17 protein-coding genes are annotated in these 16,347 nt (G+C 36.0%); 9 read left to right on the top strand and 8 right to left on the bottom strand.

Annotated features, from left to right (window positions below):
* Positions 1-204 precede the first annotated feature (204 nt).
* Together OQX63_RS06365 and OQX63_RS06360 are read right to left on the bottom strand one after the other, a co-directional pair.
* A complete protein-coding gene (locus OQX63_RS06365; RefSeq protein WP_265850053.1) occupies positions 205-2,583 on the bottom strand; it encodes an endonuclease MutS2 in 2,379 nt (792 codons plus the stop codon).
* 1 nt (position 2,584) lies between these two features.
* Positions 2,585-3,118 (bottom strand): DUF4296 domain-containing protein, encoded by a 534-nt coding sequence (locus tag OQX63_RS06360; protein ID WP_265850052.1) that lies wholly within the window; start codon positions 3,116-3,118, stop codon positions 2,585-2,587.
* Between the two features lie 93 nt (positions 3,119-3,211).
* Here OQX63_RS06360 and OQX63_RS06355 point away from each other — a divergent pair, with 93 nt between their 5' ends.
* The 4 genes from OQX63_RS06355 to OQX63_RS06340 all read left to right on the top strand — a co-directional run bounded on the left by OQX63_RS06355 (position 3,212) and on the right by OQX63_RS06340 (position 6,948).
* Complete coding sequence (locus tag OQX63_RS06355; RefSeq protein ID WP_265850051.1) at positions 3,212-3,913, top strand: YggS family pyridoxal phosphate-dependent enzyme; 702 nt, start codon at positions 3,212-3,214, stop codon at positions 3,911-3,913.
* Position 3,914: 1 nt separating this feature from the next.
* Positions 3,915-4,382, top strand: coding sequence for a GNAT family N-acetyltransferase (locus OQX63_RS06350; protein WP_265850050.1), 468 nt, complete (start codon positions 3,915-3,917; stop codon positions 4,380-4,382).
* Between the two features lies 1 nt (position 4,383).
* The gene (locus OQX63_RS06345; RefSeq protein WP_265850049.1) at positions 4,384-5,658 is read left to right on the top strand and encodes an aspartate kinase; all 1,275 of its coding nucleotides are present in this window, start codon (positions 4,384-4,386) and stop codon (positions 5,656-5,658) included.
* A 102-nt stretch (positions 5,659-5,760) separates the two neighbouring features.
* Complete coding sequence (locus OQX63_RS06340) at positions 5,761-6,948, top strand: THUMP-like domain-containing protein (RefSeq protein WP_265850048.1); 1,188 nt, start codon at positions 5,761-5,763, stop codon at positions 6,946-6,948.
* A gap of 615 nt (positions 6,949-7,563) precedes the next feature.
* Here the strand turns inward: OQX63_RS06340 and OQX63_RS06335 are convergent.
* From OQX63_RS06335 to OQX63_RS06320, 4 genes are all read right to left on the bottom strand, one after another.
* Positions 7,564-7,761: a cold-shock protein gene (locus tag OQX63_RS06335; protein ID WP_265850047.1), complete on the bottom strand. Its 198-nt coding sequence runs from the start codon at positions 7,759-7,761 to the stop codon at positions 7,564-7,566.
* Between the two features lie 201 nt (positions 7,762-7,962).
* A complete protein-coding gene (locus tag OQX63_RS06330; protein ID WP_265850046.1) occupies positions 7,963-8,598 on the bottom strand; it encodes a peroxiredoxin in 636 nt (211 codons plus the stop codon).
* Positions 8,599-8,758: 160 nt separating this feature from the next.
* Entirely contained in the window at positions 8,759-9,853 is a 1,095-nt protein-coding gene (locus OQX63_RS06325; protein WP_265850045.1) for a S1C family serine protease, read from the bottom strand.
* 6 nt (positions 9,854-9,859) lie between these two features.
* Positions 9,860-10,426 carry an RNA polymerase sigma factor gene (locus tag OQX63_RS06320; protein WP_265850044.1) on the bottom strand — a complete coding sequence of 189 codons (567 nt, stop codon included), beginning with the start codon at positions 10,424-10,426 and terminating at the stop codon, positions 9,860-9,862.
* A gap of 202 nt (positions 10,427-10,628) precedes the next feature.
* Between OQX63_RS06320 and OQX63_RS06315 the strand changes: the two genes are divergently transcribed.
* The 5 genes from OQX63_RS06315 to OQX63_RS06295 all read left to right on the top strand — a co-directional run bounded on the left by OQX63_RS06315 (position 10,629) and on the right by OQX63_RS06295 (position 14,058).
* Positions 10,629-10,847: a hypothetical protein gene (locus OQX63_RS06315; protein ID WP_090985534.1), complete on the top strand. Its 219-nt coding sequence runs from the start codon at positions 10,629-10,631 to the stop codon at positions 10,845-10,847.
* A gap of 148 nt (positions 10,848-10,995) precedes the next feature.
* A complete protein-coding gene (locus OQX63_RS06310; RefSeq protein WP_265850043.1) occupies positions 10,996-11,214 on the top strand; it encodes a hypothetical protein in 219 nt (72 codons plus the stop codon).
* Positions 11,215-11,347: 133 nt separating this feature from the next.
* Positions 11,348-11,569, top strand: coding sequence for a hypothetical protein (locus OQX63_RS06305; RefSeq protein ID WP_265850042.1), 222 nt, complete (start codon positions 11,348-11,350; stop codon positions 11,567-11,569).
* 504 nt (positions 11,570-12,073) lie between these two features.
* Positions 12,074-13,420: an adenylosuccinate lyase gene (purB, locus tag OQX63_RS06300; RefSeq protein ID WP_265850041.1), complete on the top strand. Its 1,347-nt coding sequence runs from the start codon at positions 12,074-12,076 to the stop codon at positions 13,418-13,420.
* Between the two features lie 86 nt (positions 13,421-13,506).
* Positions 13,507-14,058 (top strand): NifU family protein, encoded by a 552-nt coding sequence (locus OQX63_RS06295; RefSeq protein WP_090501954.1) that lies wholly within the window; start codon positions 13,507-13,509, stop codon positions 14,056-14,058.
* 170 nt (positions 14,059-14,228) lie between these two features.
* Here OQX63_RS06295 and OQX63_RS06290 read toward each other — a convergent pair whose 3' ends face one another.
* Both OQX63_RS06290 and OQX63_RS06285 read right to left on the bottom strand, forming a co-directional pair.
* Complete coding sequence (locus OQX63_RS06290; protein ID WP_265850040.1) at positions 14,229-15,017, bottom strand: inositol monophosphatase family protein; 789 nt, start codon at positions 15,015-15,017, stop codon at positions 14,229-14,231.
* A gap of 57 nt (positions 15,018-15,074) precedes the next feature.
* Positions 15,075-16,226 (bottom strand): prolipoprotein diacylglyceryl transferase, encoded by a 1,152-nt coding sequence (locus OQX63_RS06285; RefSeq protein ID WP_265850039.1) that lies wholly within the window; start codon positions 16,224-16,226, stop codon positions 15,075-15,077.
* Positions 16,227-16,347: the final 121 nt, after the last annotated feature.

Raw genomic sequence — 16,347 nt, 5'->3', positions numbered from 1 at the left:
CCTGCACCACAAATATGTGCTGTCAGATGTTTCCATCTGACAGGCTAAATTGATAAGAGAATACTATAGTTAATTTTAGAAAGAGATTAGCAAAAAAGATTTTTCTAAGTATCAGATGGTAACATCCAACACCACTACAGCAGATCTCTCTATTACGTAGCACTCCAGTCGAGATGACGCCTAAGCGACTCAAATCTCACAACACTAATTCAAATACACATAGGTAATGCCATCACCACCCCTATCCGCATGTTCATCTTCCATTCTGTTTACCTGACTATACTTGCGTAAATATTCCCTGATCATTTTTCTTAAAATCCCATCACCTTTGCCATGGATCAGTTTGATAGATGGAAAGCCGAGCATAATGGCTTTGTCTAAATATTTCTCTACTTCGAAAAGGGCATCTTCTGTACGCTTTCCCCGAAGGTCGAGTTCAGCTCTAAAGCCAGAAACAGCATCATTCATCCGCCCTGCAAAAGAATTGGCACTACTTTGAACTACTTTTTTAGCTTCGCGGTTACTCACTTTTTGTACACGGTTCTTTTTAACAGTTGATCGTAAATCGCCGATGGCCAAAACCAGTTCATTCCGGTTAATTTCTAAAACCTGGCCAATGGTTTCACTATCCGTAAACTTTACCAAATCGCCAATTTCTATTTCACCACCAATCACTACCGGTACCGGTTTAGGGCGCTCTTTCGGAATTGTATTTTTAACCAGTTCGCGTTGCAGGTTTTGCCGAAGTTCTTTGGTTACTTCCTTATCAGCCTGTTTTTCCTTGATCTCGGCAATGGTATTTTCTACCAGTTTATTGGCATTTTTAATAATGTTCTGCGCCTCTTGTTTGGCTTCCTTAATCAGGATTTTTTTATTCTCTTCTAAAAATGTCTTTAACTTTTCATTTTCGGCAACCAGGTTTTTGGCCTTGTTCTGTTGATTGGCCAAACTTACTTTTGCATCGTAAACATTTTTCTTTTCACGCTCCAGATCAACCAGCATCGTATCTACCCGGTTCTGGTTGGATCCCGTTTTCTCTTTCGCAAGCTGGATCACTTCTTTTGGCAAACCAATATTCTGTGCAATTTCGAAAGCGTAAGAACTTCCGGGTTTACCCATCTCTAAAATGTAAAGCGGTTTCATTTTTGCATTATCAAAAAGCATCGATGCATTTTCCAAACCAGATGTATTTCCTGCAAATAGTTTTAAATTAGAATAGTGGGTGGTAATTACACCTCTCACCTTCTTATTGTTTAATACCTCAAGAACAGCTTCAGCCATTGGTCCGCCAAACTGCGGATCGGTACCTGTACCAAATTCATCAATCAATACCATAGTTTTTGGTGAAGCGTGCTCTACAAAATAGCGCATCTTCTTCAGATGCGCACTATAGGTGCTCAAATCACTTTCTATCGATTGATCATCGCCGATATCGGCAAAAATATTCTCAAAAATACCCACTTCACTGTTGGCATCAACGGGAATCAACAAACCGGTTTGTAGCATTAGCTGCAAAAGACCAACCGTTTTCATACAAACTGATTTACCACCCGCATTCGGACCTGATACCAGTACTACGCGTGTTTCTGCATCTATATGAATATTTAAGGGGGTAACCGTTTTCTTCTCAGCAGCAAATGAAATTGACAATAAAGGATGCCTTGCATTAATCAGCTTAGTTTTAGGTTCTTTTAACAAACCTGGCATTTCAGCTTCTATATCCATCGCAAATAAAGCCTTTGCACGCACGAAATCGAGTTTAGTCAAGAAACCATGGTAAGAAAGTAATAATGGAGAATACGGTCGCAGATCATCCGTTAAGGCAATTAAAATTTTAATAATTTCACGGCGTTTATCAAATTCTAAATCGCGTAACTTATTATTTAAAGTAAAAACTTCTTCAGGCTCAATATAAACGGTTTGACCTGTAGCCGATTCATCGTGCACAAAACCCTTTAGTTTGCGTTTATTTTCTGCCAAAACAGGAATACACATCCGCCCATCACGAATGGTTAAACTCCCATCGGCAACCCAATTATTGGCTATAGCCTGCTTATATATAGAATCCATGCGCTTACGCACATCTTGCTCTGCTTTCGAAATTGCTGAGGTAATTTCCTGCAATTCTTTTGATGCATTTGGTTTAATCTTTCCTTTGGCATCAATTACTGTTTCTATCTTACGCAGAATGTTTTTTTCGATTGGCAGATGCTCAAATAAAGCTTCAAGTGTTGGGTATACTTCTGCTCGTTCTTCAAAAAACCGGAGTACAGAAAAAACAGTTTGCAAGGAAGTATATACCTGAAACCATTCCTCTTCTAAAAGATAAGTACCTTCTACCCTGATTTTTTCAACCAGCGATTTAATATCAAAAAACGTATTGATCTGTAAGGGTTCCTGATTTTGCAGGATACGCTTAAATTCGTTTGTTTGACGTAAAAATTTATCAATTTGATCAAAACGGTTCATCACCTGCATCTTTTCCACCATTGCCTGGCCCATAGAGCTCAAACAATGTTTGCTGATCAGTTGCCTGATTTCTACAAAACCTAAACGTTCTAAACAATTATCGGGATATAACATATTATTGTACTGCTGCCGGGGTGGGCATTACGCTCGCAATCCCGGCTTTTTTTATATTTATAAGTGAATCGGCCTGTTTTTTCTTTTTGGCAATAGCCGCCACAGCTTTAACCTTGGATAAAGAATCTGGTTTCATTTTTTTTCTAATAGCAAGCGAATCGGCCTTAAATTTCTTTGCTATCACCAACGAATCAGCTTTAAACTGTTTTTTCTTAATCATTAAATCGGCTAATTCCGTTCCTTTTTTTTGTTTAGCCAGCATTTTCTGTATATTTTTATACACGGCTTCCAGCGCTACAGGGTTGGTATTATACCAAAGTAAACTTTTATTATACTGGGCAGAATCTGTTCCAAACTTTTTATAAATCCCTTTGTAATATGCTGCAGCCACCTTCTTTGCAGAATCGACTACGTAAATACTGGAAAGGTATCCATCTACAATGTGCATATCGTATAAGATCTTTTCCATTTTATCAGGTTTAATAATGTCATCAGGTACGCCAGGTTTACAGCCGAACCATAATATAGCTGTCATTAAAACCCATATTAATCTCTTCATGCTTAATTTAAATATTATTTTTTGCCCAAATTGCGGCAAGGTTATTAATTTTACCAAAAATAGTTATAAATGAGCATAGCTGATAATCTTAAACAATATAAAAGCGAAGTTGAATCAGACGGAGTTAAACTGATTGCAGTTTCAAAAACACAGCCAATAGAATCAATTTTAGAAGCATACAACGCCGGACAACGTATTTTTGGTGAAAACCACGTGCAGGAAATGGTTGAAAAAGAAGCGCAGCTCCCTAAAGATATCGAATGGCACCTCATCGGCCATTTACAGACCAATAAAGTAAAATACATTGCGCCTTTTGTAAAACTGATACATGGAGTAGATAGTTTGAAACTGCTGCAGGAAATCGATAAGCAAGCGAAAAAAAACAAACGCGTAATTGATTGTTTGTTACAGGTTTACATTGCTGATGAAGACACTAAATTCGGACTTGGCTTTGATGAAGTGATTGAATTATTGCGTGATGAAGCCTTTGCTGAATTAAAAAACATCCGTGTAGTTGGATTAATGGGCATTGCCACCAATACCAAAAACGAAAAACAGATTACTGTTGAGTTTAACGAACTAAAAGTATTTTTCGATGGTATAAAAGTAAGCTTTTTCCGTAAAGAGGATTCTTTTAAGGAAATATCAACGGGAATGAGTGCCGATTACAAAATCGCCATTGAAGAAGGCAGTACGATGGTGCGTATTGGTAGCAGTATTTTTGGAAAAAGGGTGATCAAACATTTCAAAAACGATATTTCGGCTAACTAATATGGATTTCAAAATCAGATTTGCAACTGCAGAGGATTGTTCAAGATTATTGGAATTAATTAATGAACTAGCCATTTATGAACGGGCTCCTGAGGAAGTTACCGTTACTTTAGATCACTTCGTTGATGCTGGTTTTGGCAAAAACCCCGTATGGAAGGCATACGTGGCAGAAGTAAATAGTACAATTGTAGGCTTTGCCCTATATTATACGCGTTATTCTACCTGGAAGGGTTGCAGGTTATACCTTGAAGATTTTATTGTAACAGAAGAATTTAGAGGAAAAGGCTTGGGTAAAGTATTGTTCGAAAAAGTGATAGAAGAAGCTAAAAATGGTAAATATAGTGGTATGGTTTGGCAGGTGTTAGACTGGAACGAACCAGCAATTAACTTCTATAATAAATATAAAGCACATTTAGAAAGTGGCTGGTTAAATGCAGCGCTATCGACAGAACAGATCAAGGCATTTTAATATGGATATTTTTAAGTTTGGTGGTGCCTCAGTAAAAGATGCAGATGGAGTAAAAAATCTGGCTAATATTGTACGCGATTACAAAAAAGGGAACCTATTGATCGTTATTTCTGCTATGGGCAAAATCACCAATAGATTGGAAGACCTAACCCACGCTTTCCTCTCACAAAATGATGAGGCACATGCAATTTTTGAAGAAATTAAACATTTCCATTTCGGCATTATAGATGAACTCTTTCAGGGCAAACAACATCCAGTTTATGATGATATAGCCAATACCTTTGTTGAAATCGATTGGTTGATTGAAGATGAGCCGGATCACAATCCTGATTATATTTATGATCAGATTGTATCTATTGGTGAGATAGTTTCTACTAAAATTGTAGCGGCCTGGTTAAATGAAACGGGTAATAAAACCCTTTGGGCCGATGCACGCAACTACATCCAGACTGATAATACGTATAAAGAAGGTAAAGTAGACTGGGCTAAGACCAACCTGATCATCCAGAAAGATTTAGTGCCTCTTTTAACAGATAACATCATTGTAACACAAGGATTTATTGGCGGAACAAGCGAAAATTACACCACAACATTAGGTCGCGAAGGTTCTGACTATTCGGCAGCAATATTTGCTTCCTGTTTAGATGCCGCCGCCTTAACCATATGGAAAGATGTTCCAGGGGTATTAAATGCAGATCCGAAATGGTTTGATGAGACAGCGTTGATTGCTCAGCTTTCTTATCATGATGCGATTGAACTTACTTATTACGGTGCAACGGTAATTCATCCAAAAACCATAAAGCCACTCCAAAACAAGGGTATTCCACTTTTTGTGAGGTCATTTATCCAGCCTGATGGCTCAGGAACAGCAATTACCAAAGAGAATAATCCATTACCTATCCCCTCCTTTATTTTTAAGGTTAACCAGGCACTGATTTCTATTTTCCCAAAAGATTATTCTTTTATTATTGAAGAAAATCTGAGCAATATTTTTGAACTGTTCCATACACACAGGATCAAAATCAATACCATGCTTAACTCTGCCATCAGCTTTTCAGTAAGTGTAGATGATCATCCTGTTCAGATTGAAAAACTGATCAAAGACCTTTCGGAAGAGTTTACCGTAAAATATAATAAGGGTCTTGAACTGGTAACCATCCGTTATTACAATCAGCAAACTATTGACCGTGTAACCGTGGATAAAGATATTTTATTAGAAGTGAAGAGCCGGCACACCTGCCAGATGGTGATGAAGAATAAAATTAGTAGCAAGTAATTAGTATCAAGAATCAAGATTGGATACTACCCTTGATACCTGCTACTCGCTACCTAGTACTTGATACCCGCTACTTGATACCTGCTACTTTCACCCTAAAAAATGAACAATAAAATTCTAGCTAAAGCTGTACAAGATTACATCAATGCAAATTTAAATGCGGATGTGAATCAGATTGCTTTAGCAAAAAGTCCGTTCGAAGGCGTTAGCTCTGCAGAATTAGCTACACAGATTACCGCAAAAAAGAAATCAGAGAAGAAATTACCAACCTGGTTTCATACCAAAAACATTTATTATCCCCCCGTATTATCCATCGAACAAACCTCTTCTGAAATTACGGCAAAATACAAGTCAAAACTGGCCATAGGTGATACTTTAATTGATATTACCGGGGGTTTCGGAATTGACAGCTATTACTTTGCTCAAAAAGTAAAAAAAGTAACGCATTGCGAAATTAATAATGAACTGTCGGCAATAGCACAACATAATGCACTGGCCTTATGTGCTACCAATATTGAATTTAAAGCAGAAGATGGCATTGCTGATATTAAAACTAGTGAAACCATTTTTGACACAATTTATGTAGATCCTGCACGAAGAGCTGAAAAAGGCAAGGTTTTTATGCTCAAAGATTGTACACCCGATGTTGCAGGCAACCTAGACCTATTACTGGAAAAATCGTCACGCATAATCATAAAAACGGCCCCATTACTCGATATTTCTGCTGGTTTATCAGAATTGAAGCAGGTTAGTGAAATTCATATTTTAAGTGTAAAAAACGAATGCAAAGAACTTTTATGGGTAATAGATAAAGGTTACGAAAACGACACAAAAATTAAGGCCGTAACTTTAAATAATGGGATAGAAAAGGATTTTTCTTTTTACCGATCATCATCAAATGCTTCTGTGCATTTTACAAACCATTTGAACATTGGTGAGTATCTGTATGAGCCGGATGCCGCATTATTAAAATCGGGTGCTTTTAATTTAATTGGTACAACTTACGGTCTCTTAAAATTACATTCGCAAACGCAATTATTTAGTGCTGATGGTATAAAAACAGATTTTCCAGGCCGTATTTTTAAAATTGAATCTATACTGAATACTGGTGAACTTAAAAAAGAGATTAATTTAAAAGGTAATGTCATTGTCCGTAATTATCCTGCAAAACCAGAAGATTTAGTAAAAAAATATAAAATCAAAGCCGATCAGAATCAGTTTTTGATTTTTACAAAGATTACCAATGGAGAGAATGTGATTTTGAAAGCGTCGATTATACAGTATTATTAAGGTCTCCGCGCATCATTTCGAGCAAACCCAATAGCTATCGGGTGCAACGCTGCCAAGACCCCGAAGGGTCTGCAAAGCAAAAATCTACCTAAACAGATCTCTCCACTTCGCGTTGCTCCGGTCGAGATGACGACCATTCTATTGATTCTGTCATTCTGAACGCAGTGAAGAATCTTTACCAAAAAAAATATTAAACAAAAATCAAACATTTTTTTCGGAAAGCTGGTCCAAAAACTTAGGATCACACAACCCAGCTTCTGATGAAATATCGGTATCTAAGATCAGGTTTTAGCTGGCTTGGATAGTACAGCTATTGTTTGTAAAATAAACCGGACAGACAGCGTTATCCCGATTTGAGTATTATTTTATCTTTAGCGGATTTCAATCGGGATTAAGCAAATGGCGGGACTATCGAAACCCAAGTATCACTGCTACTGCTTTTCAAAAAAATATGTGAGGATCCTCACATCCTATTAGTAGCCTTTCATCTTAATCAGTAGTGAAGAACTTTATCTAACAGACCCTGAAACGAGTTCAGGGTGACGATATAACTAATACCAAAAGCCCTTCTAATGAAAGGCTTTTGGTAGTTTGGAGAAATATTATAATTAATGCTTAAACTTTTTTAACGTTTACAGCTTGTAAACCTTTTCTACCATCAGCTACTTCAAATTCTACTGTATCGTTTTCTTTCAAGCTTTCAATTCCACCTAAAACATCTTTAAAATGTACAAATATGTCTTTATTGTCTTCTTGCACAATAAATCCAAAACCTTTTTGCGTATTAAACCATTTAACTTTTCCGGTTGCCATAAAAAAATAAAAATTGTATAAATAAATAAACCTTTTACGCCTTGATCAGCACTTAATTTAAACAATCGTGTATTAATTTAGATAAAAACAACCAGTTTAAGCATTAATATTGAAACAAAACTATCAAATATAATAATTTAGACATTTAATACAAGTGATTTTGGCCTATTCAACAAGAATGTTGCGTTACTAAAAATCGAATTATTTATTTGGCTGGGGTGTTGTACGTAAATAGGGTTTAATAACCTGATGTCCTTTCGGAAACTTAGCAGGGATATCTTCAGTTTTGATACTGTTTACAACAATTACGTCTTCTCCATCTTGCCAATCGGCCGGAGTAGCTACGCTATAATGAGCAGTAAGCTGCAAAGAATCAATCACACGCAATACTTCATTAAAGTTCCGTCCTGTAGACGCTGGATAGGTAATAATCAATTTCACTTTTTTATCTGGACTGATGACGAACAATGATCTCACCGTTAATGTTTCAGAAGCATTCGGGTGGATCATGTCATAAAGATTAGCTACTGTTTTATCCGGATCGGCAATGATCGGAAATTCGACAGTGGTATTTTGCGTTTCGTTGATATCATTGATCCATCCTTTGTGCGAATCGGCAGAATCAACACTTAGAGCTAAAACTTTAACATTTCTTTTCTCAAACTCGTCTTTCAATGCTGCAGTTCTACCAAGTTCAGTAGTACAAACTGGCGTATAATCTGCCGGGTGAGAAAAAAGCACTCCCCAGCTATCGCCTAAATAATCATAAAAATCTATTTCGCCAATGGATGTATCGGCCTTGAAATTCGGTGCGGTATCGCCTAATCTTATACTCATGATATTATTAATTTAATTTTGACTATAACAAATCTAAACAATACCATAGTAAATACATAGATTTTATATTAATTTAAGACCTCCAAATTACAATTCCAATAAAAAACCCTGAAGAGATAATCTACAGGGCTTAAATATTAATTTGTTTGGGGTATTATTTTTAATATGCTTTAATCATAAATACATAATCTTGTATTTTCTCAATCTGTTTGGTTCGTTTTAAACCAGACAACAAACTTTTTTTGTTGGTAGAAAGTTTATTTGCACCCAGCGAATCCTGAGGGATAGCCCTCATGGCCTCTAAAATATATTTTGATTTGATAGCAAAGGCTGCACCTTCAGTCTGGTCTGGCTTGCCGCTAATAATACCAACTAAATTTCCGTTATTATCTAAAACCGGACCACCACTATTACCTGGATTAACCGAAATGGCTACCTGATACTGAGTAGTATCTCCTACAAAACCATTTTTCGAACTTACGTAACCTTCTCCCAGCACCGCATCATCTTTCGGATAACCTAAAGTATATACAATTTCACCAATATTACTGGTATTTCTTTTAATGGTATAAGGAATAGAAGATAAGTTACTGAAATGTTTATCGCTTATTTTAAGAATAGCAATATCATTTTGAGGATCCGTGTAAACCGATTTTACTTTAAAAGATTCTCCTTTACTGTTTTGCACATATAAAGAATCTGCACCATTAATAATATGCAGGTTGGTTAAGATGTAACCATTTGTAGAAATGGCAAACCCCGTACCTCCAAAACTATTTTGATTATTTGGCTTATCAGAAGTAGTGTTATTATGCTTTATATTTCTGATCAGGCTATTTTGAGTTTTAATGGCATTATTTACTTTATTGCTCAACTGTCTGTAGCGCTCGGCTTGTTGTGTGCTATGCTGAATAGAATAGATAGAAACCAAAGAAAGTACAACAAAAGATGCGGCAACCGCAATGGCAGATTTGTGTTTCCGCCACAATTGCACCACACGTGAAGGATGTGGCCTAAGTGTAGCAGCCAAGCCTTCCACATCAATTTCTGTATGGATCTGACTTAACTGTTCTTTTAAGCGTAACTGTTCTGCAAATGTATCCATAGAAGCTAAAAAGAACTTATGCGAAACTACTTTATGATCAACTGTAGCATCGCTAAGACGCAACTGTTCAAAAGCTTCCATTTCCTGTGCATTAAGTTTACCTAACAGATAATCTTCAATAATTGCATCTAACTCCAAATCGTTTCTCATTTCAAATTATGGTTGAAAAAATATTTTCTTTAACCTTTGCAGGCATTTATATTTCTGCGTTTTTGCGTTATCGGTATTGGTATAACCAAACTTTTCGCAGATATCCTGCATGGATAAATTGTGGATATAAAAATCCTGAATAATGGTTTTACAAGGTTCGCCCAGATGATCAAGCGCCGACTGCATTTTTACAAAAGAGGCGTCTTTCTCTTCGTGGTTTTCTACATCCTCCTCAACAGCGAAAACATCTTCATAATCGGTAATACTACCGGTCTTTTTACTGTTTAAGCTGAGTTTTTTCAGCCAAATGCGCCTGCAAACTGAATAAATATAGGTTTTCAGCTTGCTGCTGAGCTCAAAATTACCCGCCTTAATTTTGTTATATAAAATAATTATGCCTTCCTGATAAACATCTTTTGCATCATCTTCATCACCGTTGTTGTTTAGGATAAATTGCAAAACCATTGCATAATAAGCTTTGTATAACTTGTTAAGTGTATCTTCTGAGTTATTTAGGATACCTAAAATAACCTCTCTATCTGTTGGAACTGAACTCTTTAAACTGTTATTCACTAGTTAATACATTTTTCTGTAAATAGTAACCCAATATTAGACAAAAAAATATTGATAGCCACTATTATTGCTTAATACAAACATCAGGCAAACGGTAACCCAAATATCCAAAAAAAAATATTTTAACTTTTCTGTAAATTTTCGGGTTACCTTTTTACCTTTGCGGCATTAATAAGAAATTAATTACTAAAAAAATTCAAAAATGAAAAATGCATTCAAATTAGGCTTTTTAGCTTTAGCTTTATCTTTATCAGTTGTTGCTTGTAACTCAGAAAAAAAAGCTGAAGGTGCTGATACTACTTTAACAGATTCTTCAACTATCGTTACTGATACTACTGCAAAAGATACTTCAGTAAAAGATTCTACAGTAAAAGATACAACTGTAAAAACTACTACAGAAAAAACTGAAGTTAAACACTAGTCTAACTTTTACCATATAAAAAAGCGCCTTGAAGTTAACTTTAAAGCGCTTTTTTATTTTTATTCATTTTTTTTATTTTTTTTGGGTTACCTTTTTAAATATGTGGTATTAACAGGTAAATTAATTAATTACTTAAAAATACTCAAAAATGAAAAATGCATTCAAATTAGGCTTCTTAGCTTTAGCTTTATCTTTATCAGTTGTTGCTTGTAACTCAGAGAAAAAAGCAGAAGGTACTGATACTACAGCTACTGATTCTTCTACTATCGTTACTGATACTACTAAAAAAGATACAGTAGTTAAAGATTCTACAGTAAAAGATACAGCTGTAAAAACTACTACAGAAAAAACAGAAGTTAAACACTAGTCTAACTTACTGATAAAAAAAGCCTTTGAAATTCATTTTTCAAAGGCTTTTTTATTTTTGCAAAACCAATAAGGTTACCTTTTTAAATTTTTGGTATTAATGGTATACTTTAACCCCTAAAACAGATACCAAAATGAAAAATGCATTCAAATTAGGCTTTTTAGCCCTAACCCTATCGCTAACAGTTGCTGCTTGTGGTGGTTCAACTAAAAAAGCAGATGGCGCCGACACAACAGTTACAGATTCTTCTACAATTATTACGGATACAACTAAAGTTGATACAGTAGTAAAAGATTCTACCGTAAAAGACACTTCTGTTAAAGCTACAACAGAAAAAACCGAAGTTAAACACTAGTTTAATTAACTAATTATAGCAAAAGGGTCGCGAACATAAATCGCGACCCTTTTGCTTTTAAGAAAAACAGGTTAATTTTTGTATAAATAAGTGATTAAATAACATTAAAACATAGCTGAATAGATTCAACTAAAATTGGCTCTCCAGTTGTGGGCACTAGCTTTTAAAGATACAACTGATAAGATACACCACCGATAATTTTAAGATTAGCTTGCTTGAGCAATTCGCTGTTTCCGCATGCGCGAGATCCGATAACTATCGGATGACGACCGCAAAGTGGATTCTGTCAATGGTAGCTTCCCGAAGTTTCGGAACAAGCAGTCGAAAGATCTCTAAAATGTTTAAAAGCGCTTCGATACTTCGTCAGGCGCAGTACAAGCTGAACTCAACGTGAAAATTAGTAGTATAATCACAATTCATAATACAGCCTCTTTTTATTTTAGACATCAAGGCCTTAAAATCCATCAATTGTAGTAAATTTGCGGCAAAAATATAATCCGCATAATGAATTTAACATCACTACAAGCTATTTCACCTGTTGATGGCCGTTACAGAAAAACTACAGAAGGTTTAGCCGCTTACTTTTCTGAAGAAGCCTTAATCAAATACCGTGTTTTTGTAGAAATCGAATATTTTATCGCGCTTTGCGAAATCAACTTGCCAGGCTTAGCAAATTTTGATCGAAATCTTTATGCTGAATTACGCAAAATACATGAAAATTTCTCAGAGGCCAATGCTTTAGAAATTAAAGAAACTGAAAAAGTAACCAATCACGATGTTAAAGCGGTAGAATATTTTATCAAAAATAAATTTGATACTTTATCGCTTCAAGACTATAAAGAGTTTATCCATTTTGGTTTAACTTCCCAGGACATCAATAATACGGCCATCCCTTATTCCATTAAACTGGCATTAAACGAAAGTTATTATCCGGCTATTGATTCTTTAATCGAAAAAATAAATGCACTGGCAACAGAATGGAAAGATATTCCGATGTTGGCACATACGCACGGACAGCCGGCCTCTCCAACCAAGTTAGGCAAAGAATTTTTGGTTTTCGCTGAACGTTTAGCTATCCAGGTAGAAAGCTTAAAAAATATCCCAAACAGTGCTAAATTCGGTGGTGCTACCGGTAATTTCAACGCGCACCACATTGCTTACCCTCAAGTAAACTGGGTTGATTTTTCAAATCAATTTGTAAATGAAACATTAGGTTTATCGCGTGCACAACACACTACACAGATTGAGCATTACGATCAGTTTGCAGCACAATGTGATGCATTAAAACGAATCAACAATATCATCATTGATTTGGACAGAGATATCTGGACTTATATTTCCAAAAACTATTTTAAACAAAAGATTAAAGCCGGAGAGATCGGTTCATCGGCAATGCCCCATAAAGTTAACCCGATCGATTTTGAAAATGCAGAAGGAAATGCAGGAATTGCAAATGCACTTTTCGAATTTTTTGCTGCTAAATTGCCAATTTCGCGTTTACAGAGAGATTTAACAGACTCTACCGTTCTAAGAAACGTTGGTGTTCCTTTTGGACATACATTAATTGCCATTCATTCGACTTTGCGTGGATTAAATAAAATTTTATTAAATGAAGCAGCTTTACATGCAGATTTAGATGAAAACTGGGCAGTTGTTGCTGAGGCTATTCAAACCGTTTTAAGAAGAGAGAACTATCCTAACCCTTACGAAGCCCTAAAAGAATTAACCAGAACAAATTCTAAAATCAATGCTGCAAGTATTGCCGAATTTATTGAAGGCTTAGCGGTTTCGGAAACGATAAAAGTACAATTAAGAACCATTACACCATTTAATTATACTGGCGTTTTTTAGTTAAATTAAATTGACGTTAAGCAGACAGCCAGTAAAGGTTTATTAACGAGTAATTGTTAATTTTGTTTATTCAAATTGATTAAGACATGACGATTAACGTATATACAGAACAGACTCCAAATCCAGCTACCATGAAATTTATGGTAAACAAACTGTTAATAAACGGCAGTGAGGATTTTGCGACTAAAGAGAGTGCTGAACATTCGCCTTTTGCGAAAGAGTTATTTAAGTTCAACTTTGTTTCTGGCGTTTTTTTCGCCAGTAATTTTGTTACCATTACCAAAACAGACGATGCAGATTGGGCAGATATTGAAGCCATTCTAAAAGAATTTGTAAAGGGCGCGGTAGAATCTGAATTAAAAATTAAAGAAGCTGCTGCTGAAGAAGCTCCCGCATTTGAAGGTACCGAAACTGAGATTAAAATTCAGCAGATTTTACATGATTATGTACGCCCTGCCGTTGAACAGGATGGTGGTGCAATTACATACAAATCTTTTGATGAAGGTGTAGTTACGGTAGAGTTACGTGGCTCTTGCAGTGGTTGTCCTTCTTCTACGATTACGCTTAAATCAGGAATCCAAAACTTATTACAAAGAATGGTGCCAGAGGTTACAGATGTAGTTTCTGAAGCGCTTTAAAATTGTGCATTTTTCATAGTACATATATAGTGAAAAGGTCCCGGTGTACATCGGGACCTTTTTTTATTCAATCCGGCGTCACCCTGAATTTATTTCAGGGTCTTAGTTTCAGAAAAGATGCTAAAATAAATTCAGCATGACGATCTCCGAGGAAAGCCACGAGTAATAGATTAAAAATACTGCCTAATTGCAGTTAACATTTCAGCAGTAAGTTTACCATTGGTAGCCAAGATCTCCCTTTTCTCAAAATAATCATTTCCACCAGAAAAATCATAAACTGCTCCGCCTGCCTGCTGAACAATGAAACATCCGGCTGCAAAATCCCATTGCTGCAGATTGTATTCAAAAAAAGCATCAAACCGCCCGCAGGCTGTATATACCAAATCTATTGCCGCTGCACCAATTCTACGTACGCCATGACTTTTCTGCATCATTTCGGCCAATAATTTTAAGTATTTTTCTTGTTTATCAAACTGATAATATGGGAAACCCGTAGCTAACAGACTTGATTTTAAATCAGGGTTACCGGAAACTTTAATTTCCTTTTTATTCATCAAAGCAGGTCCGCCTTTGTACGAATAAAACATTTCTCCCCTATTTAATTCATAAACCACACCAATTACAGGCATTCCATCTTCATAAAGCGCCACGCTAATGCCATAGGCCGGAATACCATGAATAAAGTTAGTTGTACCATCTAAAGGATCAATGATCCAGGTGTAGGTTTTTCCTGTGCGGTTAATGGTTTTCTCTTCAGTGATAAAACCTGCATCGGGAATTAATTTTTCCAGATTTTGAACGAGTTTCTGCTCTGCTGTTTTATCAACATAAGAAACCATATCATTTAATCCTTTATATTCTATTTTCTGAACATCAAACTGCATGGCTTCTTTACGGATGAAATTTCCGGTAAGCTTAACAATCGAGATCACTTTATTGCATAGTAATTCGTAATTCATAACTATTTAACAACAGCGTAAAACTATTGTTGGGTTTTAAATGAATTTATAGGGTGTTTATTGTGCAAGTTGGTTCTTGTTCCTTAAAGCATAAGCGCTTAGTGCAATTCCACCAACAACAAGAAAAGTTGAAATCATTTCTGCCTGCGTAAAAGATAAACCAAAAACGTGGTATTTGGAGTTTACACGGATTAACTCGATACAGAAACGTTCAAGACCGTTTAAGATCATGTAAATACCAAACATTAAACCAGGGGCTTTTATTTTATCCCTTATACTCCATAAAAAGGCAAAAAGTATTAAACAGATAATAACTTCATAAAGTGGTGTTGGGTACACACCTTGAGCCAATTCGTTACAAAACTTGCCTGTACAGCCAGGAATTGGAATCCCCTCGCCTACCACATTATTTGGGTATTTGTAAGACCATAACCAATCTGGCAACCAGGAGAACGGTTTTGGGTTGGGATTCACAATGCCCCAGTCGCCATCACCTGACATATGACAGCCAATACGCCCAACAGCGTAAGCCAGCATCATACCTGGACCGCCTACATCAAGCATATGTAAGGGTTTAATGCCGTTTCTTTTTGCAATAATTAATACAGCCGCACCACCACAAATTAAGCCTCCGTAAAAAGTTAAACCGCTAAAGGATAATAATCGCTCTACAGGATGTTGAACAAAATCATCCCAATACTCTAAATTATCGAAAAATTTTGCACCCAAGAAGCCCCATATAGCCGCCCAAACAATCAGGTTACTCATTGTTTGGTAAGGGTGAATAGTTACCTGTGTTTCTTTTGGTTTATCTAATTTGTGCTTATTTTTTTCGGTATAATCCCAGTATGCAAATAAGCCGGCAAAAAACAAACCACCAATTATATTTCCTTTGGTCGACATTAAAACCGATTGTGCGTCACTTACAAAAAGTTTATAGTTTAATAAAGCATAAACCAGTTTATAACCGATAACGAAGCCGAAAAGGCCATTCATGATCAATTCTGATGTAGTAGCAGGCTTGCCAACTATAATTGTTTTTTTAATCGGATGGAGTATGCCCAATGCCTCTTTACGTTTAAGCTCTTTGGTAAATGCCCAGTAACCTGCTACAAATGCTAGCGCTACAAAAACTCCGAATGTATTAAATGGGAGCGGTAAATTAATGCCAAACAGGTATTCTAAAAAATGTGAAACGGTAGGAAACATACAAATAATTTGAAGCGAAGATAGTAAAGAAAGACCAAAGCTGAAAGATTAAAGACCAAAGCTTAAAGACTAAAGCAGAAAGACTAAAAGCCAGCGTTTACAGCTGGGAGAAAGAGGTAAA

The organism is Pedobacter sp. PF22-3, from assembly GCF_026239555.1.
Lineage (GTDB): Bacteria > Bacteroidota > Bacteroidia > Sphingobacteriales > Sphingobacteriaceae > Pedobacter.
The sequence above is the reverse complement of the archived record's forward strand: the minus strand, read 5'-3'. Positions and strand labels throughout refer to the sequence as shown.

Bases quoted from the DNA above. Each gene is read 5' to 3' on its own strand.
- OQX63_RS06365 (WP_265850053.1), bottom strand. From the start codon at position 2,583: ATGTTATATCCCGATAATTGTTTAGAACGTTTAGGTTTTGTAGAAATC.
- OQX63_RS06360 (WP_265850052.1), bottom strand. From the start codon at position 3,118: ATGACAGCTATATTATGGTTCGGCTGTAAACCTGGCGTACCTGATGAC.
- OQX63_RS06355 (WP_265850051.1), top strand. From the start codon at position 3,212: ATGAGCATAGCTGATAATCTTAAACAATATAAAAGCGAAGTTGAATCA.
- OQX63_RS06350 (WP_265850050.1), top strand. From the start codon at position 3,915: ATGGATTTCAAAATCAGATTTGCAACTGCAGAGGATTGTTCAAGATTA.
- OQX63_RS06345 (WP_265850049.1), top strand. From the start codon at position 4,384: ATGGATATTTTTAAGTTTGGTGGTGCCTCAGTAAAAGATGCAGATGGA.
- OQX63_RS06340 (WP_265850048.1), top strand. From the start codon at position 5,761: ATGAACAATAAAATTCTAGCTAAAGCTGTACAAGATTACATCAATGCA.
- OQX63_RS06335 (WP_265850047.1), bottom strand. From the start codon at position 7,761: ATGGCAACCGGAAAAGTTAAATGGTTTAATACGCAAAAAGGTTTTGGA.
- OQX63_RS06330 (WP_265850046.1), bottom strand. From the start codon at position 8,598: ATGAGTATAAGATTAGGCGATACCGCACCGAATTTCAAGGCCGATACA.
- OQX63_RS06325 (WP_265850045.1), bottom strand. From the start codon at position 9,853: ATGAGAAACGATTTGGAGTTAGATGCAATTATTGAAGATTATCTGTTA.
- OQX63_RS06315 (WP_090985534.1), top strand. From the start codon at position 10,629: ATGAAAAATGCATTCAAATTAGGCTTTTTAGCTTTAGCTTTATCTTTA.
- OQX63_RS06310 (WP_265850043.1), top strand. From the start codon at position 10,996: ATGAAAAATGCATTCAAATTAGGCTTCTTAGCTTTAGCTTTATCTTTA.
- OQX63_RS06305 (WP_265850042.1), top strand. From the start codon at position 11,348: ATGAAAAATGCATTCAAATTAGGCTTTTTAGCCCTAACCCTATCGCTA.
- purB (WP_265850041.1), top strand. From the start codon at position 12,074: ATGAATTTAACATCACTACAAGCTATTTCACCTGTTGATGGCCGTTAC.
- OQX63_RS06295 (WP_090501954.1), top strand. From the start codon at position 13,507: ATGACGATTAACGTATATACAGAACAGACTCCAAATCCAGCTACCATG.
- OQX63_RS06290 (WP_265850040.1), bottom strand. From the start codon at position 15,017: ATGAATTACGAATTACTATGCAATAAAGTGATCTCGATTGTTAAGCTT.
- OQX63_RS06285 (WP_265850039.1), bottom strand. From the start codon at position 16,226: ATGTTTCCTACCGTTTCACATTTTTTAGAATACCTGTTTGGCATTAAT.